Origin of the sequence: Paraglaciecola arctica BSs20135, assembly GCF_000314995.1 — a bacterium.
GTDB lineage: Bacteria > Pseudomonadota > Gammaproteobacteria > Enterobacterales > Alteromonadaceae > Paraglaciecola > Paraglaciecola arctica.
Genome location: NZ_BAEO01000018.1, coordinates 26,869 through 49,278, shown reverse-complemented (window position 1 = coordinate 49,278; position 22,410 = coordinate 26,869). Strand labels below are relative to the sequence as shown.

General features: G+C 40.8%; 17 protein-coding genes and 1 tRNA gene. 5 read left to right on the top strand and 13 right to left on the bottom strand.

Features of this window, described 5'->3' with window-relative positions; translation table 11 throughout:
• Window positions 1–93: 93 nt before the first annotated feature.
• The 12 genes from ruvX to GARC_RS07365 form a co-directional block, all read right to left on the bottom strand.
• Window positions 94–525, bottom strand: a complete 432-nt coding sequence (gene ruvX / locus GARC_RS07420; RefSeq protein ID WP_007618436.1) for a Holliday junction resolvase RuvX — start codon at window positions 523–525, stop codon at window positions 94–96.
• A gap of 10 nt (window positions 526–535) precedes the next feature.
• Window positions 536–1,093, bottom strand: a complete 558-nt coding sequence (locus tag GARC_RS07415) for a YqgE/AlgH family protein (protein WP_007618434.1) — start codon at window positions 1,091–1,093, stop codon at window positions 536–538.
• Between the two features lie 8 nt (window positions 1,094–1,101).
• Window positions 1,102–2,064, bottom strand: coding sequence for a glutathione synthase (gshB, locus tag GARC_RS07410; protein WP_007618433.1), 963 nt, complete (start codon window positions 2,062–2,064; stop codon window positions 1,102–1,104).
• 174 nt (window positions 2,065–2,238) lie between these two features.
• Window positions 2,239–3,228 carry a tetratricopeptide repeat protein gene (locus GARC_RS07405; RefSeq protein ID WP_007618432.1) on the bottom strand — a complete coding sequence of 330 codons (990 nt, stop codon included), beginning with the start codon at window positions 3,226–3,228 and terminating at the stop codon, window positions 2,239–2,241.
• 153 nt (window positions 3,229–3,381) lie between these two features.
• Window positions 3,382–4,221: a LytR/AlgR family response regulator transcription factor gene (locus tag GARC_RS07400; protein ID WP_007618431.1), complete on the bottom strand. Its 840-nt coding sequence runs from the start codon at window positions 4,219–4,221 to the stop codon at window positions 3,382–3,384.
• Window positions 4,218–5,363: a sensor histidine kinase gene (locus GARC_RS07395; RefSeq protein WP_007618430.1), complete on the bottom strand. Its 1,146-nt coding sequence runs from the start codon at window positions 5,361–5,363 to the stop codon at window positions 4,218–4,220. The genes GARC_RS07400 and GARC_RS07395 overlap by 4 nt, the downstream gene beginning before the upstream one ends.
• Window positions 5,364–5,390: 27 nt before the next feature.
• Window positions 5,391–6,101, bottom strand: a complete 711-nt coding sequence (locus tag GARC_RS07390) for a LytR/AlgR family response regulator transcription factor (RefSeq protein WP_007618429.1) — start codon at window positions 6,099–6,101, stop codon at window positions 5,391–5,393.
• Window positions 6,102–6,535: 434 nt separating this feature from the next.
• Window positions 6,536–9,583 (bottom strand): TonB-dependent receptor, encoded by a 3,048-nt coding sequence (locus GARC_RS07385; RefSeq protein ID WP_007618427.1) that lies wholly within the window; start codon window positions 9,581–9,583, stop codon window positions 6,536–6,538.
• A gap of 303 nt (window positions 9,584–9,886) precedes the next feature.
• Window positions 9,887–10,201 (bottom strand): DUF3718 domain-containing protein, encoded by a 315-nt coding sequence (locus GARC_RS07380; protein WP_007618425.1) that lies wholly within the window; start codon window positions 10,199–10,201, stop codon window positions 9,887–9,889.
• Window positions 10,202–10,494: 293 nt separating this feature from the next.
• Complete coding sequence (locus tag GARC_RS07375; protein ID WP_007618423.1) at window positions 10,495–10,824, bottom strand: hypothetical protein; 330 nt, start codon at window positions 10,822–10,824, stop codon at window positions 10,495–10,497.
• A gap of 97 nt (window positions 10,825–10,921) precedes the next feature.
• A complete protein-coding gene (locus GARC_RS07370) occupies window positions 10,922–12,037 on the bottom strand; it encodes a methanobactin export MATE transporter MbnM (RefSeq protein ID WP_007618421.1) in 1,116 nt (371 codons plus the stop codon).
• Window positions 12,038–12,039: 2 nt separating this feature from the next.
• Window positions 12,040–12,921 carry an MbnP family copper-binding protein gene (locus GARC_RS07365; RefSeq protein ID WP_007618419.1) on the bottom strand — a complete coding sequence of 294 codons (882 nt, stop codon included), beginning with the start codon at window positions 12,919–12,921 and terminating at the stop codon, window positions 12,040–12,042.
• A gap of 30 nt (window positions 12,922–12,951) precedes the next feature.
• Here GARC_RS07365 and GARC_RS07360 point away from each other — a divergent pair, with 30 nt between their 5' ends.
• The 5 genes from GARC_RS07360 (at window position 12,952) to GARC_RS07340 (ending at window position 19,820) form a co-directional block, all read left to right on the top strand.
• On the top strand, window positions 12,952–15,681 hold the full coding sequence (locus GARC_RS07360) for a choice-of-anchor B family protein (protein ID WP_226989079.1): 2,730 nt from the start codon (window positions 12,952–12,954) through the stop codon (window positions 15,679–15,681).
• A gap of 81 nt (window positions 15,682–15,762) precedes the next feature.
• Window positions 15,763–15,839: transfer RNA gene (locus tag GARC_RS07355), tRNA-Ile, on the top strand.
• A 649-nt stretch (window positions 15,840–16,488) separates the two neighbouring features.
• Window positions 16,489–17,436, top strand: coding sequence for a penicillin-insensitive murein endopeptidase (locus GARC_RS07350; RefSeq protein ID WP_039989049.1), 948 nt, complete (start codon window positions 16,489–16,491; stop codon window positions 17,434–17,436).
• 462 nt (window positions 17,437–17,898) lie between these two features.
• Window positions 17,899–18,717: a hypothetical protein gene (locus GARC_RS07345; RefSeq protein ID WP_007618411.1), complete on the top strand. Its 819-nt coding sequence runs from the start codon at window positions 17,899–17,901 to the stop codon at window positions 18,715–18,717.
• A gap of 377 nt (window positions 18,718–19,094) precedes the next feature.
• Window positions 19,095–19,820, top strand: coding sequence for a platelet-activating factor acetylhydrolase IB subunit (locus GARC_RS07340; RefSeq protein WP_007618409.1), 726 nt, complete (start codon window positions 19,095–19,097; stop codon window positions 19,818–19,820).
• Between the two features lie 223 nt (window positions 19,821–20,043).
• On the opposite strand, the gene GARC_RS07335 is transcribed toward GARC_RS07340, so the two are convergent.
• On the bottom strand, window positions 20,044–21,768 hold the full coding sequence (locus tag GARC_RS07335; protein ID WP_007618407.1) for a potassium/proton antiporter: 1,725 nt from the start codon (window positions 21,766–21,768) through the stop codon (window positions 20,044–20,046).
• Window positions 21,769–22,410 lie beyond the last annotated feature (642 nt).

Below are 22,410 nucleotides of genomic sequence, written 5' to 3'. Positions count from 1 at the left end.
TGAACTCTGTGGTGAATTATTTTCTCTTTAATTTTTCAATCCGTAGTTCAAATTATTTAAGCTCGTATCGCTCGTTGACCGACTCGTTGCTATTCACTCGTAGCTGCTTTCAATCCAACTCTCAAATATAAGGCAGGCCGATACACTGTCTATTTTTTGTTTATCCAGTTTTTTATAGCCACCCAGTTCAAATAAACGGGCTTTTGCATCAACTGTTGTGAGTCGTTCATCACAGGTTTCTATAGCGACTTTATATTTGGCATTGAGTCGGTTAGCGAATTTTTTCGCTGAAAATGTCACTTGTTGATTTGTGCCATCCATATTCAGTGGTAAACCGACCACAGCTAATTGTGGTGACCATTCGGCAAACAACTTTGCAACAAGATCCCAATTAGGAATGCCATCTACAGCCTTAAGTGCATTGAGTGGAGAAGCAGTGCCAGTTATCTCCTGCCCTACTGCTACACCAATGCTTTTGGTACCGAAATCAAAGGCTAAAATGGTACGTTGGCCTGATTTTGTCATAAATGATCCATCAAGCGTGACCTATATCAGGTCCAAGCTGCCAAACATCTATGCCTAAGCGCTGCACTGCAGTTTCCCATTTTTTATGGATAGGTGTGTCGAATAAAATTTCAGTATCGGCTTCGACCATTAACCACGAACTGGTTTGAATTTCTTCTTCGAGTTGTCCGGCTGTCCAGCCGGCGTAACCAAGCATAATCAAAGATTTATCTGGCGCATCTTTATTGCCTAAAGAAGATATAATGTCTTTAGAAGTGGTTACCATCACCTCAGGGGTCATGGTTAAACTTGATGCCCAACCGGGTTGTGTGGTGTGTAAAATAAAACCACGGTCTTGACTGACAGGACCACCCGCCAAAATAATATCTTCGGCTTTTTCGTCAATGACTTCGGCCTTATCGTCAACCTGTTCAACCAGCTCTTTTAGTTTCATGCCAACAGGTTGGTTAATTATCAGCCCCATGGCACCATGCTCGTTATGTTCACAAATATAGGTGACAGTTCGGGCGAAATACGGATCGTCCATGCTTGGGGAAGCGATGAGTAAATAATTCTGCAAACTTTGCATCTTAAAAATTAGGCTCCTATGCCAGCGGCAAGACGCTTTTCAATAGCGTCGAATAACATTCCGGTAATATTCACGTCATAAGCCGCTTCAATTTCCCGTACGCAAGTTGGGCTAGTAACATTGATCTCTGTGACTCTATCACCAATTACATCTAAACCAACAAACATCAGACCTTTTTCCACTAGCAATGGCGCAATAGTTTCGGCAATTTTTAAATCAGACTCTGACAAGGGTTGTGGTCTACCTGTGCCACCCGCAGCCAAATTACCTCGATTTTCACCTTTAGTGGGTAACCTTGCTAAGGCATAAGGCACCACTTGTCCATCAACAATCAGGATACGTTTATCGCCGTCTTTGATTTCGGGTAAAAACTTCTGAAACATCGCATAACGTGTGCCTAACTCGGTCAGTGTTTCAATGATCACCCCTAAGTTATTACCGTCTTCTTTAACCCTAAAAATTGAGGTGCCCCCCATACCATCCAAGGGTTTACAAATAATGTCTTGGTGAGTTTGATGAAACTCTCTGATTAATTTGGAATCTCTTGTAACTAAGGTATCTGCAACTAAATCAGGGAACCAAGAAGTAAATAATTTTTCGTTAAAATCTCGTAAACTTTGCGCTCGGTTCACCACCAAAGTTCCCGCTTGTTCAGCCAGTTCAAACATATGAGTGGCATAGATAAACTCATTGTCTACTGGCGGATCTTTACGCATTAAGATCACATCTAACTCGGCTAGGCTTTGCTGAAATTCAGCTCCTAAGGAAAACCATTTGTCAGCATTTGACTCAACTGCCAAACTCGCCATGCGCGCCATAGGTTTACCATTTTGCAAATACAGGTCGCCCATTTCCATATAGAACAATTCATAGCCACGCTTTTGCGCATCGAGCAGCATAGCAAAACTGGTGTCTTTTTTGATATTGATGGCCTGAATAGGATCCATCACTATACCTAGTTTAATGGTCAAAATTGTTCCTTAGAGCTGTTGTTAAAACGTTAGATGAACGATTAAAAGATTGGTAAATATAGATGAACTTGATTTTGAGGTAATTGTTGCATAAATCAAGCATGTATTTGGATCAAAGTAAGAAAGTTTGAAACTATACCCGCGCACTGCCCGTGCGCAGGTTAATTTTTGGGATTAAATTTTCTTCGCGGCTTTTTTTGCTTGTTTAGATAACTCTTCGTTATCTGTTTTTGCCAAACGTAAATAAATCGCTTTGGCTTCTGACTTTTGCGCATTGAGTGCCATTAGATTAGCTAAACGAAATTCTGCCCAAGGTTTAGGTGACATACCATCTAGGTCTGGTGCTTCACTGATATACTGCTGCAATGCTTTTATACCAGCCTCAATATTAGTTTCACCTAAAACAGAAGTTTTACCTAGTTGATACATTGCCAAGTATTTTGCTGCAACACTTTCTTCAGTATCAGCATTTTTACTGATCGCTAGAGTGAATTCTTGAAACGCCGCTTGAAAATTTTCTTGTTGTTGTTGATACATACCTGATTGAAAGAAAAACTCAGGAATATCTTTATAAGTTTGTTTGGCTTGCCGTAAAAGATCTTCGGCCAATGCATCATTATCTTGGGATAATTCGTAATTAATCTCAGCTTCTAAGCCTGCTTTTGGATCCAGTAGTTTGATTTTTTCTACTTGGACTTTGGCTATATCAAGGTCGCCACCAGCAATACTAGGAGCACTGGTGTGGAATTGCATGAGCCCTTTTCGATATTTGATGGAGTCTGGTTCAAGCTCTACTGCTTTAGTAAAACTATCCACTGATTTTCCAGCGTAACTTAAAGCTGAAAAAATAGAGCCAGATGCCTGTCGCCCCATTATGGCACCACGCACATAATGAATTTCTGCATCATCAGATTTAACTTCAATGGCTTTTTCAATCCATTCTTCAGCTTCATCTAAATCTATATCCATATAGATTTCCGCCAAATAAACCATGGCTTTTGGGTCATTTTGTTGTTTCTCAAACAACTCAATTGCCTGTTTTGTTTGCCCAGCCTTTAATATTGAAATTGCATTTTCCAGCGGCGATAGCGTGCTGGCGAATGTTAGAGTTGAAAGGCTTAAATAAGCTGCACACACTAACTTTGCTGTGACATTTGTTGGCATTGTTTTCCTTAATTTTAGGTAAGCAGAATAATAATTCAGAGTTTCTGACGCTAGCTTAGTGGTTCAGTTCAATTAATATTTCACGCTGGCGACAGAGAAATAATATGGGTTGACCTTAAAGTTATTGTGATGGACGTGATTTTTCATCCAAGGTTAATCGCTAAAGCCCTCGCTTTTTCTTAGTTCTTCAAGTTTAAATTTGTATTTTCGGCTGACCTTAACACTGTCACCGGAAGTCAACTTCGCTATGTATTCACCATTTGAATTTGGTGTCAGTCTTGTCAATTTGCTCATATTGATCATAGCGGAACGATTAACCCTTGGAAACAGATTAGTATCGAGTTCTAGTTCAAATTGTTTTAGGGTTTTACGTATTATGTGGGTGCCTTCTAGCGTATGTACACACATGTAATCACCTGCGGCTTCAATCCAAGAAATGTCATCGAGTTTTACTCTTATCCACTCCGAACCACTTTTCATGGATACAGTTCGCTGTAGTTCGCTCATTGAGCCACCACTTGAAACTTCTAAATTATGTATAAAACCATCAATTGAATTACCTGTTTTACGGCTCAGTAACTCATCCAGCTTAAGGTGTTGAAGAACAACATCACTAGCAAAAAAAGAATCCACGAGATTACTTAAACAACTAGCTAATCTGTCATCTGAAAAAGGCTTAAGTAAATAATCAAAGGCCTGAAATTCGAAGGCGTTTAGAGCAAATTCTTTAAATGCGGTGACGAATACTACTTTAGGAACTGGGGTTGTATTTTTTGACAACTGTTCGGCCAATTCAAGTCCGCTTAACCCTGGCATTTCGATATCCACAAAAGCAATATCGGGCTGAAATTCCTCAATCACTTGCAGCGCATGAAAAGCAGACGGACATTGTGCAATTACATCAAACCTAGTATCACCATTCAACCTGAGCATAAGCCCTTCTCTAGCTAAAGGTTCATCATCTACAATAATCGCTGTCAATTGACGGCTCATGAGTACTCCATGGGTATAGAAATTTTCACATGATACCCAGCGGTTAGTCCACGGCTAATGTTGAAACTATGACTGTCAGGATATAAAACGTTCAGTCTATCAATAATGTTCTGTACTCCAACTCCTGTGTGGCTAGATGCAGTTTGCCCTTTGACGTCAGATGCTGCATCTAAATATGCATTATCTTGAACGGGTCCGTTGTCAGCCACTTCCATTTGTAAAGTCCCATTTTGACACTTAGCTGTTACCTTAATTACACCACCGCTAGACATCTGCGCGATAGCAAATTTGATCGAATTTTCAACCAAAGGCTGCAATAACAAACTAGGAACAAGCAAAGCTTCTGTTTGTGGTTCAATTTCAAACTTTACTGTAAGCCTGTCGTCGAAACGTGTTTTTTCTATTTCCAAATACAACATCAGAGCCTTCAGTTCCTCGTATAGACGGATCTTTTTTTCAGGATCATTGTCTAAGGAAAAACGCAAAAAAGTAGATAACCTAATTAACATTCCATTGGCTTTATCTTTGCTCCCTCTTAAAACCAAGGTTGAGATCGCATTCAGAGTATTAAATAAAAAATGTGGGTTAATCTGATACCGCAACATTTTAATTTGTGAAATATGAGATAAACGCACAGCTTCTATATGCAGCTTTTTTTCGTTAATCAAACGAAAGTGATAGTTGATACCAAAGTACAAAGTACTCCAAACAAAAATCATAAAAAACGCATAACTAACTGACATAAACAACATATACCATCTAAAGTCGTCCGAAGGATTACCGATGATAAGGGGTAAAACATCAAAATCTTCGTAGAAGTACCACATGGCGAGGTTTTTTGCTGGTGTCCAAATACCTGAGACGATGAGACTACAAAGCATGATGGCAACAATTAACCAACCAGAGGGTAGCCCCCAACATTGCCGGTAGATATATCTTAAGGGCCACGTCAGTAACGCTGCGAAGATGCCCGATAATACCAAAGGAAAAAACACTTCAAACCCAAGTTTATTAAATTCACGATAGAAAAAAACATTATCTACTGTGAAAATAAACACATAGGTCATCCACCCTAAACTATGCAAAAGCCAAAATGGTGGTTTGTCTTTGTTGGCGATAAATTTTTCTGCTGTGCCATTCACTTATTCAATCAACTTAGTAATCATAAACTAGGCATCCAAACCTAAGAACTCGAAAAGAGAAGCTTTGTGTCCCTGTCCAATTTTAACTTCGTCACCGTTGTTTAAATGTAGCAACGAAAAGCGGCCCAACTCACTGCTCAAGGAATTGATTTTATCAACATTTACCATAGCCGAACGGTGCACACGAATAAACTTCTCTGGGTTGAGCTGCATTTCTAGTTTAGAAAGCGTTTCTCTATGCAATAACATACGATTTGCACAATGCAGTTCTACGTAGTTGGCGGAACCTTTTATCCAAATAATATCCTGAACATTAACAAACTCTACCGCCCCCACTGATTTCACTGCTAATATGTTTTTACATTGTTTGATAGTTTGTTTTCTTAACGTTTCGACTTTATGTAAAACATTCGCCAATCGACTATTTTCAAATGGCTTTAGCAAATAGTCGGTCGCCTCAAGATCAAATGCTTGAAGTGCATATTCACTGGACGCCGTTGTAAACACCCAATGGCAATCGATACTTCTAGCAAGTTTTCTCGCCAACTCAATACCGCTGCCACCTATAATATTAATATCCATAAAACACACCTCAGGCCGGTGTTTTAAAAGTAAACTTTCTGCCTCTTTATACTCACCTGATTGGGCATCTACCTGCCAGTTTTCCTGTGCATCTACAAAGCTAGATATTCTTTCCCTAGCTAAACTTTCATCATCTATAACTATGCAATGGTGCATACGTATAATTCCCGAATGGCTGTGGGATAAAATATACAAGCTACGAGATAAACTGAGTACGTTTCTGAGACCAAGTGCGGGGATCTGGGATAAATGGAGGTAAGCTGTAACAAAGTATTTTTTATAGATTAATTTCCCAACAATTATACCAATCCCATTAAAGGATCAAGCAAAAAGAAAGGGCTGCGCTTTGTAGCGTCAGCCCTTACTTGATCTAGGAAGTAATACATGTTTTTAAATCGAGTAAAAACATATATTCATCGGGTTATCACTCCGACACTTATAGTGTAATTCCATCTGTTTGATTTAAAATCCAAATGTGATGAAGCGTTCAGATGATGGGATGAACGCCACCATTTATTCATTAGGAAACATTTAGACATAATTCCATTAGAGCAATAAACGGACAAACTAAGGATTGCCCATTAAGTACCTTAGAATCTAGCTTCAAATCCTAGTCTAACTGAACGCGGAGCTTGCCAGAAATAAGCAGCGCCAAACCATTGGTTTTCTGTTCCTTCAGCATTTCTTCCTTCAAAATGCTCATTTTGTGACGTTACTGACTGGTCATCAAAAATATTGAACACATCAACAGATGCGCGCATAGCGATGCCATTAACTTCAAAGTTGTAGCTACTCGATAAATCAACTTTAAATTGCCAAGACGTTCTGCCAGCAGAACCTCTAGGTGTAAAGTTGTAGACTTTTTCTGATACAGGGCAAGCTTCGTCTTCTGGAGGTGTAATGTTACAACTTTGGAATTGATAGAAGGTATCTCCGTAACTACCATACAAATTAGGATCATCCGAAATATAACCGGCACCAAAAGTATTAAGCGGGCGGCCGCTTGACAAGGTTGAGTTCAATCCAACAGACCAATTATCAGATATGGTGTAGCTACCAAACAACTTGAAGACATGACGACGATCATTCGGTTGATAACCTTGAGCGCCATCGTGCAATGCTGGGAAATCAAAGTCCTGAGTTATACCAGCATCAGCCTGAGCGATATCCGACTTAACTGCACCTTCAAAATTCCCAGTACTACGTGACCAAGTGTATGAAAAGTTTAGATTTAGGTTGTCTTTACGGTATCTTATTTCGGTATTCACGGCTAAATATTCGTTGTTTGCTTCAGGTAAGGCTATGTCTTCAGCAGTTGCCGATACATATAATGGCTCACCATTTGCGTCCAAGTCGATAAAGCCATCTAAGTCTGCATCAACTGCAAACCTAGCAGGTTTACCAGGGTTTAGACCCGTACAGAACAACGGATGGCTTCTTGCACCACAATAGTCATCTAGCGCTTCACCTACTTCACGATATGTACCACGGATAGCTAATGCTAAATCTTCACTAATAGATCGTTCATAACCAATGATGATTTCATTTTTATGGAATGGATCGGCATCTGGTTCTTGATATACGCTCTTGCTTGGGAAAACACTAGTACTGTTGTTAACATTAGAATTAGCAACTGTACCATTAACAGGCAGAATACCGGTTGGCGCGCCATTAGCACTATCTATCCCTGCAAACGTATAATAAGTAGTGTTGTCATTCACTCCAGATGCTAAACGGAAGTTAGTATTATTAGCAGGTGGTAAGTAGTATCTACCTATGGTTGCGTATAACTTGGATTCTCCGTCACCATTAATATCCCAGCTAAAACCTAGGCGAGGAGCAACATCTGCTGAAAACTCCTGGAAAGTAATCCCTGAAGTTCCCACACTTAAAAAGTCATCCCATCGCAACCCAGCACTCAATAACAAGTTGTCAGTAATCTGCCACTGATCTTCTATATAGAATGCTTCAAGCTCTGAACCGAAGCCTCCACCGCCAGCAAAAATACGGTCAAAAACGATGTCTTGATCGGTATTACTAGCATTAGTGTAAAGGTTACCGTTATTGCCTTGGATGGCGCCGCCAGGTGCAAGTGTAGTATAGGTATAACTATGCCCCCCAGCCGGCAAAGACTCCCGAAATGAATCCCGCTCCTGATAATCATAACCCACACGGATTTTATGGTCGCCAAGTAAATATTCAACGTCTAAACGATACTGAGTATTATCATCATTGTTAGCACCAAAAGCGGTGCCTGGACCACAACCTTGCGCTCGTTGTGCTGCTGGTAAATCCCGCGTATCACTGACACTAGGACATACTATGTTGTCTGGTGTAGTCGTGTACTCAGCTGCGACATTTCCCCAAAGCGCTGTTATCGTTAAATCATCAGTGATGTTACCAACGTAGCTTACACTGACAGTTTCACCACCGCGATTACGGACGTTGGTTCCAGTCAAATTACCAATAACACCAGTGTTAGGATCATAGTTGTAGTGAGCATCAATACCATCGTTTCGATCAGAGTATCCCCAAAGACTTAAACGATGATCTTCTGTGATAAACCAATCAACTTTAGCTCCCCAGAATAAATTATCACTACCATCTGAAGAAATTTTTCTATATTCATCATCAGGTGCGTATTGTTGCCTAGACCCCGTATAATAGGAGAAGTCTCTATCGGAGCTTCTTGGGTTAACCAACGCATAGATAAAAAGTGTATCCTCGATTATCGCGCCTGAAGCCGTTAACGTTAGATCCCAGTTATCAAATTCATCATTCGTTGTATCTCGGAATACGTCGCCAGTTCCACCTTTACCTCTTGAAATACCTTTACTATCGGCGGTTAACGAGCTTGGATTCCAGTTGCTAACAGCTGAAAATTCCCATTCGTTACTACCGCTTTTAGTAATAGCATTAATGATACCGCCAGTTGCACGACCAAACTCAGCTGAGTACCCGCCAGTTTTCACTTGAAAATCTTTATAAAATTCAAAAGGAACTGAGCCACAACCTAAACCTTGGCGGGTATTCGTCACTTCTAGCCCATTGATAAAGCATGCATTTTCAGCAACGGAAGAACCACCAAATGATGCTAAACCACTACCACCTTGCAAGCTAAAATTACTCTCCCCTAAAACAACGCCTGGGGCCAATAGAGCTACAGATGTCAAGTTCCGTAATACTGGTAGGGCATCGAAGTCTGCTTCTGTTATTAATAAACCAGAGTCAGTAGAACTCACATCAACATTTGCGAATCGCGCACCTGTTACTTCAATAACTTCAGTATTACTGTTTTCTGCAATATCAAAGTTAGCTATAGAGTTTGCACCAAGCGAAACAGTTGTTACATCTCGCCCCACAACTGTGTCTCCATTCATAATAATGATTTCGTATGTCCCTGTAGGCAATTTGGTGAGTCGGTACGAACCATCATCTCTGGTACTAACTTGTCTCGTAAATCCTGTTGTAGGGTCTTTTGCTACAACAGTGTAACCACTTGTACTGACTCCATTAACTTGCACAGAGCCTAAAAGGTCCGACTCTGCACCACCTGCCGCAAAACTATTGGATGTGAAGCTTAGTGTCGCAGCAACGGCTAAAGCCGTTATACTTTTTCTAAATGTGATTTTTCTCATGAAAACTCCCTGATTAGTATTTTTAGTTATAAATAATCGACTTACTGCGGATGCAGCATGGCGATTATTGGACGCTAACAAAAAGTTCAATTGGGAAGCTATCTTAGGGACGAACACTACGCACAGTGTGTCTAAGGCTGAATTAATTAGGGACGGATTTTTGGATTTATAAAACTAAGTGAACAAAATTATTATGCAAATATGTAGTACTAATTATTAGCAATACAGTGAGTGTTCTAAACAAAAACATACTGAAAACGATTAAGTTTAAATACACTCACTTTAGAAAATCATATTACTTATCTATAACTTAGCTAATAATGCTTCATAATCCACATTACCTTTACGCGCCATAAACTTAGCCGTATTTTGTGCTTTGTTTATTATAGCGAAGGTTACAGGGTCATAACCGTTACAGACTAATCCTTTGCTAACTGCTTTAGCTGTGATGCCGCTATCTTCGATAGCAAGATTAAGTCTGATCCTACTATTACTTTTAATAGCCTCACATATTTTAACTAAATTGGCCTCGGTGTTTTTATCGATGTATTTGGCTTGTGCGCTGCCAGTTAATAGGATGCCTGCGGTAATTATGCTGCCGATAATGATTTTTTTCATGATGTCTCACCTTGTGTTTGTTAAATTCTGCATGATGCCAAGTTCATGGTTAATGTAGAGGGTAAGATGATTTAAGTAGCGGTAAAAAAGGCTAAACACGGCTAAACGCGACTAAGCGACCAAGCAACAATCTGCAGCGATAAACTATCGTTATTAATCATTGGTTAATCGTATTGGGAGTTATTTTGTTACATTCAATGATGAAGATTGAGTACAAAAATTAGGCTGGGTAAGGGTACACATATAAAAAAGCCCTGATAACAGGGCTATTTACAATAATCTAGTGGCTAATATTAAAAGGCGTTTTCCTGATGAATTTTAATAAACAATGGAGTGCCATGTTTGCTGTAATCCACTTTATATTCTTTACCATTAATGGTTTGCACAAATAACAAAGTTTTTTCTTCACCAAAAACGTCAATACTAGTGAGATCAACCAATTCCATGTCTTGGTTTTTTGCTTCACGTTTATTTTCTGGCACTTTCCCCGAATATTCTTTAATGCCCTTATGGGTAACAACAAGAGGAGGATGATCTTCACCGTTAATAACAAGTAAATCTAATTTCCGTATTTTATGAATTAGTGTATTGCGACCACTTACTAAAAAGGGCTTCTCGGTCATTTTGTTCTCCAATAAAAATGCGCTAAATATATTTAGTCTAAGTTTCTAAGACGATAGCAAAGTTCTTTTGCCCTTGCACTCCTTAGTTTTGGTGCAATCAGGGAGTTTCAAGCTGATAATTTAGATTAGAATTTAAAAACTGCTGGTCGGTCAAGCTTTGTAAAAACGCAATGAGATCTTGTTTTTGTTGTAATTCTAGCTCAAAACCAGCTAAAAATGGACTTTTCAAGGGGTTGGCTGCGCCATGTCCTCTGCCTCCAGCAGCATAAAACTCAACCACATCATCTAACGTGGCCAAACTGCCATCATGCATGTAAGGTGCGCTCACCTCTACATTACGCAAAGTGGGAGCTCTGAACTTACCCATATCATTTGGTTGCAAGGTGACTTCAATCAATCCTTGGTCGAAAATAGGATAAGCACCTTTCTCATCAACATTGTACAAACCGGTGTTATGAAAAGGTCGTAAATCTAACCTTTGATTTTCATGTTGACTAGACTGAGTAAAATTGAATCCTCCATGACAATGAAAACACTCAAATTTTTCCGAGAAAAACAATTCCATACCTCTTTTCGCGGCATCTGTCATAGCATCATCATTACCTTGATAAGCATACTCATCAAATGCGGAAGCAAAACTAGTTAAACTTCTAACATAGCTGGCCAGTGCTTTAACTATTTTATCAAAGTTGACTTGACTATCATCAAAGGCATTTTCAAACAGTTTTAGATAACTTTTGTTTTCAAATCGTTGCAATACCACATTTTCATGCCCGGTAATGTCTAACTCGATAGGATCTTCAGAAAACATAGGAATAAGAATTTGCTGCTCTATCTGATTTAATCCTGAATGGGCCCATGTCAGATTACTGTTGTACGCGATGTTGACTAAGGATTGAGTATTACGCCTATGCTTTTGACCAGTTGAGCCTACTGCCGTTTTTTTAGGTTCAGAAAAAGCAAATTGCGGTTGATGGCAAGTAGCGCAAGAGGTGGTTTGATTAAAAGACAGCTTCACATCAAAAAACAGTTTTTTACCCAAAGCGACTTTGGCAACTGACATAGGGTTGTCTTGAGGTACTAAAGGACTTGGAAACCCCTTAGGTAACTTCCAATCATATTCATTTTGATTAGCTGTAGGTGGATTACAAGCTAATAAAAAACAGCTCAGAAAGAGACAACAAACAACCTTAACAAACCCAATAGCAGACATTCTTAGTGCCACTCAAATACATCTTGATTTTTTAAGTTAGACATCAAAATAGTGCAGCTCTGTTGATCTGAATGAAACAAACAAGATCCGCTGTTTTGCATTGATGTATTGGCCATAAGCCTGTCTAGATGCATAACAAGCTTGGCTCCATTATGTTTTTTATCTAACTGAAAACTAACCCTATTCGGTTGCACACACTCCTCTTGTGGAGAACGCATGGTCGACACAGCACTGCATCCAACGCTGCCTAAATGAAACACCCAATTTTTGCTGGGGCCTTGCATATCCAATCGAAAAAACTTGTGCCCAGAACGCCACGACCAAAACATACTTGGCAGATTTAATGGTGAAGCTTGTAATAATGGGTTTTGATGATTTAGCGCAAAAGGTACAGCAAGGCTAAAAGAAAGCTGTTCCGCGGAATCGAGATCAACTGGTGTCGCAAATTGCAGATAGTTATTGGTTTTAAGTGATTCTGAGCTAGCTTGATTGTTGTGAGTTGTTTCACCCTCATCTTCTGATGGTGTATCACAGTCAGCCAAATAAGGTTGGATCAACACTACATTTTCTGTTTGCCAAGGGGTTGAGCTCAATTGCGGCTGATAAGCGGGACTTTCACCTGACAATGTAACATTGCTCATAAAAAAAGCTAATTGTTGAATAGACCAAATTTGCTGATGACTCTCAAAGGCATTGCAATCTAATGGGCTACCATTGTGCCATATCTCCAGGGCAATATTTTCTGCTTCATCTAATCTAGAACAGCTACTGTTGAACGCAATAAAGCCGCTAATAAAAAAAAGTGCTAATATCTTTTTTAACCCATTAGGGAACAAAAAAATTGATATATCAGGTCTAAAAGGTAAGGTGTTAACAAGCTTCATATAGAATAGGTAAATTTCATGCGGTGTTTAATGAGCATCATAATGATACTGGCCATAGGGTACAGTCAAGGCGTTCAGGCACATGCAGAACATGATAAAGCACGTTTTGTGGCACCTAACGGAGAAAATACAGGTAGTTGCAATAATAGATTTCGCCCTTGTAAAACAGTGACTTACGCCGCTCAAAATGCTAATAAAGGTGATTCTATTTTAGTGGCACAAGGACAATATGTTATTGAGTCTGAACAAGACTTATTGTATTTCACCGGTCAAATTGTCCCCGTTTTAGGTGGTTTTAATCAAGTTGAACAATACCAAGGGCAAAATCCCGATACTTATATAACCTCGATTTCTGGCGTACCAGCCGAATATGCCCAGCAACTAAGCCAACAAGGCTTTCATGTAATACGTGATACAAAAGGTTTAGCGAAGTTAAGTTTACAAGGCAAAGGCCTCAACGTTTCTAAACTACAATTAATGCAACAAAAACAAGTTAATAACACCTGTATTAACGGTAGCGCAGCTGGTTTTGACTGCAATAACATGTCGTTATTGGCACATATTCCCTTAGCTGATTTTCCCAACAATCCTTCTGCCGCGAACGATATATGGGGCCATGTAGATTTAAACACCGAAAAAGAATACGCCATTATCGGCCTTATAAATGGTGTAGCAGTGGTTGATGTTACAACAGCAACTTCGCCCGAAATAGTCGGTAGTATCACTGGATTATCTTCTTCTTGGAGAGATATAAAAGTGTATCAATACTTTGATACATCTACCCTAAGATGGCATGCCTATGCTTATTCCACCACTGAGGCCGATGAAGGTTTAACTATCATCGACTTAAACGATTTGGACAATGGGATTTCGGTTGTTAAGCGCCAGAAGACAGACAGTAGCGCCCATAATATATACATCAGTAATGTAGACTATGGGCTAAATATCGCTTTGGCCAACCAAGAACCAGCGGTGCATATCTTAGGTTCCAACAACTTTGGTGGAGCGTTTCGTTCCTATGCATTGTCAGATCCTGAAACTTTAGGCTCGACCTACAGCAATTCATCTGCAACTCGAAACGACTACACTCACGATGCAGCATCACTAATAATAAATGATGCGCGGGCCCAAACAGATTGTGTTCAAGCCAAAGATAACGCCTGCTTAGTCTTTTTAGATTTTAACGAAGACAAACTTAGAGTGTGGGATCACACTGATAAAAATCAGGCCATTGAGTTAGGCTCAAGAACTTACCCTAATGCTGAATACACCCATTCGGGTTGGTGGAGCGAAGATAAACAATTTGTCATTGTGCATGACGAACTTGATGAGCAAAAACATAATATCAATACCACCTTAAATATTTTTAATATCAGTAGTTTGAGTTCCCCAAGCTTAGTAGGCACTTGGACGGGCCCTACTCGAGCCATAGATCACAACGGTTTTGTGCGCGGCAATCGTTATTATATGTCCAACTACGAACGCGGCGTGACCGTACTCGATATCACTGACCCAAGCGACCCGATTGAAGTGGGTTTTTTCGATACTTATCCCATATCTGATAACGCAGGATTTAATGGCGCATGGGGGATCTATCCATTTTTACCTAGCGGCAATATTCTGGTAAGTGATATCAACAGTGGCTTATACATCATTCAGGACCAAACATTAGAAAACGATACGGCAAAAATCGCCTTTGAAGCCAAACAACTTAATGTTGATGAAGGACAAAGTGTCAGTATTGCCGTCACTAAAACTGGAAATGGAGCCACTACTGTTGGTTACGAAATATTACCGGGTTCAGCCAACCTAGAAGACTTTGTGTTAATAAGTGGTGAATTACAGTGGACAACTAACGATACTGAGCCACAAAACATCGTGCTACAAACAAGTAACGACACCTTAGATGAAATCACCGAAAGTCTATTTATACGATTATTTGATCCTAAAAATGGTGCAACTTTAGTGAATCCCAGCATGGTCACTGTACAAATCATCGATGCGCTACACCAAGGTCAAATCGTATTTGCCAACGATGAAGTAACAGTAAAAGAAACCGATGGAACATTGCAGATAGCAGTAACACGTCAAGGCGGCAGTGATGGCATTGTGAGTGTGGGTTATGTATTAAGCTCAGGCACCGCAATAATAGGCTCAGATGCCAATACCGCCAGCGGCACCCTTGAATGGTTAGACGGCGATAGTGCTGACCAATACATCGATATAACCCTAATCAACGACAACGAAACTGAAGTACCAGAATCACTGCTGTTAACACTTAGTGCAAATCAAGCAAACGTATTAGGTAATCAGACAACGTTAAAGATAGTGATCCGAGACGATGAGTCAAACCAAGCCCCGACAGCAAAAGCCGGTGATAACTCTGAAGTCAATACTAGGCAAAACGTCACACTTGCAGGCAGTGGTTCCGACCCCGAAGACCAACCTCTCAGCTACCTTTGGCAACAAGTATCTGGCAGCAATGTCACAATCAACAATGCCAATAGTCCACAAGCCAGCTTTACAGCACCGAGTACTGCTGCAACATTAGAATTTTCACTTACAACCACAGATGATTTTGGTTTGACCAGCTCTGCTAATATCATCATCACCGTAATAGCCTCCACTACCAGCACTCCTACAAGCAGTTCAGGGGGTGGAAGTGTTAGTGAATTAATACTCTTAAGTCTACTTTGGCTTGGAATACGTAGAAAAACTGTTGAAAAAATCAGCAAACAAACACAATACCCTAACAAGTAAGATGACAATGAAAAAAAAACTGCTTATACTGCGCGTCGCTTTCAGCCTACTTAGGCAATAAGCGTATTTAAAATAGAAAGTGGCCCGATAGCTCAGTTGGTTAGAGCATCCGACTCATAATCGGCAGGTCCCCTGTTCGAGTCAGGGTCGGGCCACCATTTTCCTCTTGCAAATCATCGAATTACCTCACACCCACCGATTTATAGATTTCGGGTCTCACAAAAACTCTTCTGAAAAACCACTTTTAGCTAATTTTGTACTCAGTCAGCCACTACGTGATCTTCACTTCTGCCCATCACTAACACACTCGGACAATGAAATTTTGGTTGATAAAGCAACTGTAGAGCTCTGGTGGTAATTTTGAGCAGTATTTGCACAACTGCAAACCTGAAAACTGGAATGATCGCCTATGAGCGATCTCCGGACGTTCAGCCCAAGATATAAAAAGATACTTAGTCACCAGAATACAAAAAATGATGAAGTCATCGAATTATTGCCCTCACAAAGTAGAGCACCGCTTCAGATAAGTCTGTTTGAATAAAAGCAAGATGGAAAATGGCGTTTTATTTTTCCTATACTCTATACTCTGACCTATTATTTTTAGTTTACAGTGTTGAAAGCGACGTTTCGCCGACGGGTTCTAAAACAATTAATTAGTAATCAAGGTGGCTGAAATTTCGTTAACCGGCTCTAGAGGTCTGGGGATTTACATTCGATTCAATGGGAATCTTAGGTGCATTAGTGTCATTATCTGAACATCCTCAGATCTCATACCAGTCAGCGTCTTACATATTACAGAGGTGTTACATGTCTCGAATTGTACTTTCCGGATCTGTCGGCCCAGGTGGCGACAACCATGAAGCGGATATTGGCATTGTCCGCGACAGACTTCGCCAACTTGGCTTTTCATGGATTGGGGGAACGGGCGGCGGCACTGCCAGACACTTCGTGCGCGCGATCAAGCTGTTTCAGGCCATCACAACTGGGGAAACCAAGTTCGTTGACCGCAATCACAGCGGACGGATCTCTGTGGGTCGTGGCACCCATAGATGGCTGGCCGCCGTCAATGCGCCGAGATGGATTCAGATCATGGGCCACCGCGAGATCGGGTGGAGCACGACCGAGATGACCGCACCGTTGACCGAAGCTGCGGCGGGGGGCACGCCTTATTTGCTGCACAATGGTGGTTGGGGCACCAGTTGGATTGTCGATATGCTGAACGCCGCCGGGCGTGATTATATCCGGCGTGTTCGGGACACATATTTCCCACCGGATCTGCGTCCGCCAGTTCCGTGGAACGATCGGAATCCGAACCCCGGCCCTTTCACTCCCCTCGCCTGGGACCGTATCTCGATGCACCGGGACCCGATGCCGCCCATGTGGGTACGCGATTGCGCCCCAGCACAGGGCGGCCGCGCGGATTATCACGGCAGCCATGAGACCGGGTTGGATGTCGATATGCGCCTGCCTTTGCTCGATTCGTCCAATGGAGCAACCGCGACTAACGTGCCCTGGCGTTACCTAGCCGGACGTTCAGCGCGCCAGCAACATTTCAACCGAACAGCAGCGCGGGCGCAGTTGGAATCATTGGTGGCTCAATCAGTGGTTCAAGTCATAGGCTTTGACGACGACACCGCAGCCACAGCGCCTGATAAATTACACCGGATACGCAAAGTCCGCCCTTGGGCCAACCACAAAGACCATTTCCACGTCCGCATCCAGCCACCAGCACGCACAGACGGTGAGATCGCATAAACGATTGATCGTCGCGCGGCCGGACACAGCCATTTCTGAGAAGGTTGCCGCCTCAGATGTGGCTGTTTGAATAAAAGCAGTTCATCATATAATCAAAAGCAATATTCAAAACCGGTTTACACAACAGCGGGAGGCGCATGTTTTAAATTCTGAATTATGTGAATACAGTTGAGTAATTTGCGGGAAATATCTGTATTTCGCATCTTCATTGGTATGAGAAAGGTGTGAAATTAAAAATATGAGCTAAGGTATATTCTAAATGTTACGAAGAATGACGTTTTATTTTACCTATACTCGGTGCCCTCATAAAATATGAGACGATCAGCGAACCGCTTGAAAAATCGACGGCTACAAGTGTTGAATATTAGCGTTTTTGAATCCCCCCCTTTTAAAAAAAGGGATAGTGTTATCTGCACTTAGTATGAACATACTGCAATCACGTTATGATTAAGGATAAATATAATGAGTCTAATTGCGTCCGAATTTGTCCATCCCATCCACATCGGCGCTTTCATTGAAGCCGCAAAAACCTTTCACTGCCACATACTAGTGCGTAAAACAGGTAATCTTTCAGTAAGTTGGATCGGTAAAACAGGTTATACAGGTAAGCGCGGCGACATGAAGGCCAAGACAGCCAACCTTGATATCAGCCATAAAACAGCAGGTTTAGTTTGTTCACCTATTTTGCAGCCTGGTGCCTTTACCGCAGACCGCTTAGGAGCTGCGCTTAAGGAATGGAATAAGTCAAAGCACCTCATTACTGAACCGCAGAATGGTTTCGATGATAAAATTCAGCCTCGAGGTTGTCCAACACCCTATATCGTGCAAACCAATCGCAAGCATCAGCATTTTGGTTGTATCGCATTGGTAGAGATGGGGTTGCTAATGCCAAGATATGTGCATGGTGATTACGATCTTTATGCGATCATTCCAAGTGGCGAAGAATATAATCCAGACCATGTGGAAGTGCGCGAGTCGACTCTGGGGTCTACCATGCAACCAGATCAATTAGGCCTTGAAGAAAAACTCAACTTGTCAGTATTAAACTTGGAAGGGCCACTTTCTTTTAAAATTGCCAATTACATCAATACCCGTATCGAGCAGAATAGTCGGGATTTACTGGGTGCATTGATGGTCAACCATGGTGAGCAGGTTAATTTGGGGAAACCAGGCCAAACCTGTGAGCCGGTGTTAGCTTTTACGGCGTTTGCTATTAACGGCCGCTTCCAGCATATATTGGAAACTCAAGCAGATCATACCGCCTTTTATAAACAAGCTTAAATTTCGACTCGATCGCAAACAAATACAAAAACTGATCTTCCCCTAAATCAGTAGGCACTTTTTACTTAGAAACCAAAGAAATTACGATGGCTGTCCATGTAATTGGAGCGTCCATATATGTCCATGTAATACTCACCTTTAATGAGGTCGTGAATATGTAGTTTAATATTGGTGTGTCTTGAACTTTCAGGGTGGTATTTATTTTGGCGCGTTGCGATGGCTGTCTATGTAAATTCGGTCTATGTAAATTCGAAAGGCTTGTGACTGTATTGTGCCCATCGCAGTCTACTCTGGCTTTCTTTTTCCATTATAATACAAAGTTTTACTGGTTAAACACAGATTATTCAGATTAGACTTAACAAAAAATAGGAAATATTATGAAAAATATCGTTTTAATTTTTGCGCTGATGTTTGCTTGTTGTGCATCATCGGTATCGGCAAATGAACCTGCGTCTATTGTACCTACCAATAAAGCGGCAACAGAATGGTGGATGCCTCGCCATGAGGAAAAATTACTATTAAAAGAGCAAATGGGAAAAGTTGACTTGGTTTTTTTAGGCGATTCAATTACACACTATTGGGAAACTAAAGCTCCACAGGTTTGGCAACAATATTATGCTAAGCGCAATGCACTAAACTTAGGTTTTAGTGCTGACAGAACTGAAAACGTCTTATGGCGTTTACAAAATGGTGAAGTTGCAAATATTGATCCTAAATTATTGGTATTAATGATAGGTACAAATAACACTGGGCAAAGGCAAGATGCTCCAAAAGATACAGCGCTCGGTATTAAAAAAATTATTGAGTCCCTAGAGACTAAGTTGCCAAACACCAAAGTTTTGTTATTGGCAATATTTCCTCGTGGCGCCACGGTTGATGATCCGTTACGTAAAATAAATGATGAAATTAATCTTATTATTAAAGATTTTGATGATGGCGCACGTGTTCACTATTTAGACATTAATCACATATTTCTGGATGAAAAAGGTAATTTAAGTAAATCTGTAATGAAAGATTTACTGCACCCCAATAAAGACCAATATCAGGTTTGGGCTGAGGCAATAGAGCCAAAAATTACCGCCTTAATGGCAGAGAATGATTAAAATAAGAAGCAGTTTTTAACAAGCCACCCATAATAAGATTTTGAGTCTCGCTCAAAATCTTCAATATCTATTTTATGTATGCAAATGGCTTGGATTGATTGAGGAACGGGGCTGTGGGCACAACGGTACCTTATTAAGGTTATGCGTAGCCTAGCAGCGTTTTTGCTTTACCCATGCCTCGGATGCATCGATGACTTATGCATTACTAACATAAGTCATCCACTCAAGAACTTAGTTTTAAACCTACAACGGTAATTTTTCCTTTTACTAGCTCTCTAACCACAAATTTTACCGCACCAAACTGCACTCGGTCACCTACCACTGGTTTACCATAAAACTTATTTTCAATGTAATCAGCAATAGTAGTGTCTAGTAAGTCTTCTCTGACTTCAAAACCATAAGCCCAAGATAAGTCTTGTAACCTTGTATCCGGATTGATGACAAATGTCCCTAAATATGACTGCATTTCTTGATTAGTCGCTGTTCGTGGCGAAGCATAGGAGTTATTGAGGGACGTTGTGGTGTCAGACAACGCCAATATCAGCAGTTGATCATTAAGCCTCAATATTTGTTCAGAGGTCTCTTCAACCAACACACCTTGACGAATGATCCCCACAACCTGTGCCCCCTGCATAGTGGGTAATTGCTGCTGATTCATTCCGAGTACTGGGGTATTTTCAGCCATTTCATAAATGAGCAGTTCCTTTTGTTGCTCAGTTGAAACCGTTAATGACAAATGGGTTGGATCATGGGGAATAGGAGGGAGATCGATGCCTAACCATCTTGCCATAGGTGCAATAGTCCAGCCTTGCAGTAATAACGATACCAAGACCACAAAGAAAACCAGCTCAAAATAGATAGCGGTATGTTCCATTCCGGCAAGTGATGGGAATAATGCAAGAATGATCGGCACCGCTCCCCGTAGGCCGCACCAGCCTACAAAAACCTGTTCCCGCCAAGGGAAACGAAAAGGCAACAGCGATAACAATACCGCAACAGGTCTAGCTACAAAAATAAGCACAGCCGCAATAGCAAAGGCCGGAAGGATGATGGGAGGCAAGTGGCTGGGGGTGATCAATAATCCCAGCATTAAAAACATCCCTATTTGACTTAACCAAGCTATTCCATCGTGAAAGCGATGAATGTCGTTGCCATAAGGTAATGGTGCATTGCCAACCCACACCCCCACTAAATAAATAGCAAGAAAACCACTGCCCCCTAAAAGATTAGCCAATCCAAATACACTTAAACCACCAGCTAAGGCAAGCAATGGATAAAGAGCACTAGGTAAATTAAGTCGTTTTAACAATTGAGTAAGTAGATAACCACCAGCAAGACCGATGATACTGCCCAGTCCAATTTGTTGCACAAACTCAGCTAAAAAAGACCAGCCTGGGTTGCTGCTGTCTTGTACAAGAAGATGAACCATGGCAATGGTAAGGAATATAGCCATAGGATCATTACTACCGGACTCGATTTCCAATGTTGCACCGGCTCGTTCTTTGAGGTTCAACCCTGCGGTTCGTAAAAGACCAAACACTGCGGCAGCATCGGTAGATCCGACAATTGCACCAATCAGTAACCCTTCTTGCCAAGATAAGTCCAATAACCAATGAGCGAACACCCCTGTGATAGTAGCTGTAACAAACACTCCCACTGTAGCTAACGACAATGCTGGTTTAAGACTGACTCTAAAAGTACTTTTACGAGTGCCTAATCCACCATCAAATATGATGATAGCTAAGGCTAAATTTCCCAAAAGAAAGGCTAGGGAAAAGTCATTAAAAATAAGTCCTCCTGGACCATCTTCTCCAGCCAACATGCCAAGAATAAGAAATACAAGTAACAAAGGAGCGCCAAAACGCCGAGACAGGATACTGGCAAAAATACATAACAGTGCCAGTACTGAACCTGCAAAAATAAATTGACTAGTGAGATCAATCGCCATTAATATTTGTCCTCCATATAAAATATCTAATAGTTTACATCCTACTCATTGGTGCCCTTTTTATACTGGTCCATAAGTTATTCATTTAATTAGTAATTTGCTAGCTAGTATAAAACTCCTATATTTCTAGCATCCTTTATGATGCAACTATCTAGAAAATAATATCAATCGTAATCACTTCATCCAGAATAAAAACAAACACCTATTAGGGTTATTATAATACGCGGGAAAAACAGATATTAGAGAAGTTGTGTGCAACATAGGATTTAATCCCTTTACACGTTTTTTAGGCAGTATATTTTATAGTTACTTCAGAGGCAGCGGCACGTTTTAACCCAAGTTCAGGTTAAATAGACTTCCATAAAAATAGCTACTTTTACTAGAATATACCAAAATCATGATTTCCCCGCCACTGTAATAAGACCCTTGGTATTATCGTAACCTGAGCTCAGGCTACTCAGTAGCGCATTCTTAAAAGTAATTTAGACAAAAAAGTTTGTTAGAAAGTTATTATTGATTAACTAGGACAATGAATGTTTTGAGTGCTGATACTATCGCGTTTATCAAAACGAACTTGTTCTCAATATCGAGCTAATGAGAACAAGTTCAACCAAGATGTTGGACTTTATGACTCCAAGTTCA

Excerpts from the sequence above, each read along its gene's own strand:
- GARC_RS07405 (WP_007618432.1), bottom strand. The coding sequence starts at position 3,228 with ATGCCAACAAATGTCACAGCAAAGTTAGTGTGTGCAGCTTATTTAAGC.
- GARC_RS07340 (WP_007618409.1), top strand. The coding sequence starts at position 19,095 with ATGAAAAATATCGTTTTAATTTTTGCGCTGATGTTTGCTTGTTGTGCA.
- GARC_RS07360 (WP_226989079.1), top strand. The coding sequence starts at position 12,952 with ATGAGCATCATAATGATACTGGCCATAGGGTACAGTCAAGGCGTTCAG.
- GARC_RS07400 (WP_007618431.1), bottom strand. The coding sequence starts at position 4,221 with ATGAGCCGTCAATTGACAGCGATTATTGTAGATGATGAACCTTTAGCT.
- GARC_RS07385 (WP_007618427.1), bottom strand. The coding sequence starts at position 9,583 with ATGAGAAAAATCACATTTAGAAAAAGTATAACGGCTTTAGCCGTTGCT.
- ruvX (WP_007618436.1), bottom strand. The coding sequence starts at position 525 with ATGACAAAATCAGGCCAACGTACCATTTTAGCCTTTGATTTCGGTACC.
- GARC_RS07345 (WP_007618411.1), top strand. The coding sequence starts at position 17,899 with ATGAGTCTAATTGCGTCCGAATTTGTCCATCCCATCCACATCGGCGCT.
- GARC_RS07415 (WP_007618434.1), bottom strand. The coding sequence starts at position 1,093 with ATGCAAAGTTTGCAGAATTATTTACTCATCGCTTCCCCAAGCATGGAC.
- GARC_RS07390 (WP_007618429.1), bottom strand. The coding sequence starts at position 6,101 with ATGCACCATTGCATAGTTATAGATGATGAAAGTTTAGCTAGGGAAAGA.
- GARC_RS07365 (WP_007618419.1), bottom strand. The coding sequence starts at position 12,921 with ATGAAGCTTGTTAACACCTTACCTTTTAGACCTGATATATCAATTTTT.
- GARC_RS07375 (WP_007618423.1), bottom strand. The coding sequence starts at position 10,824 with ATGACCGAGAAGCCCTTTTTAGTAAGTGGTCGCAATACACTAATTCAT.
- GARC_RS07335 (WP_007618407.1), bottom strand. The coding sequence starts at position 21,768 with ATGGCGATTGATCTCACTAGTCAATTTATTTTTGCAGGTTCAGTACTG.
- GARC_RS07380 (WP_007618425.1), bottom strand. The coding sequence starts at position 10,201 with ATGAAAAAAATCATTATCGGCAGCATAATTACCGCAGGCATCCTATTA.
- GARC_RS07370 (WP_007618421.1), bottom strand. The coding sequence starts at position 12,037 with ATGTCTGCTATTGGGTTTGTTAAGGTTGTTTGTTGTCTCTTTCTGAGC.
- GARC_RS07350 (WP_039989049.1), top strand. The coding sequence starts at position 16,489 with ATGTCTCGAATTGTACTTTCCGGATCTGTCGGCCCAGGTGGCGACAAC.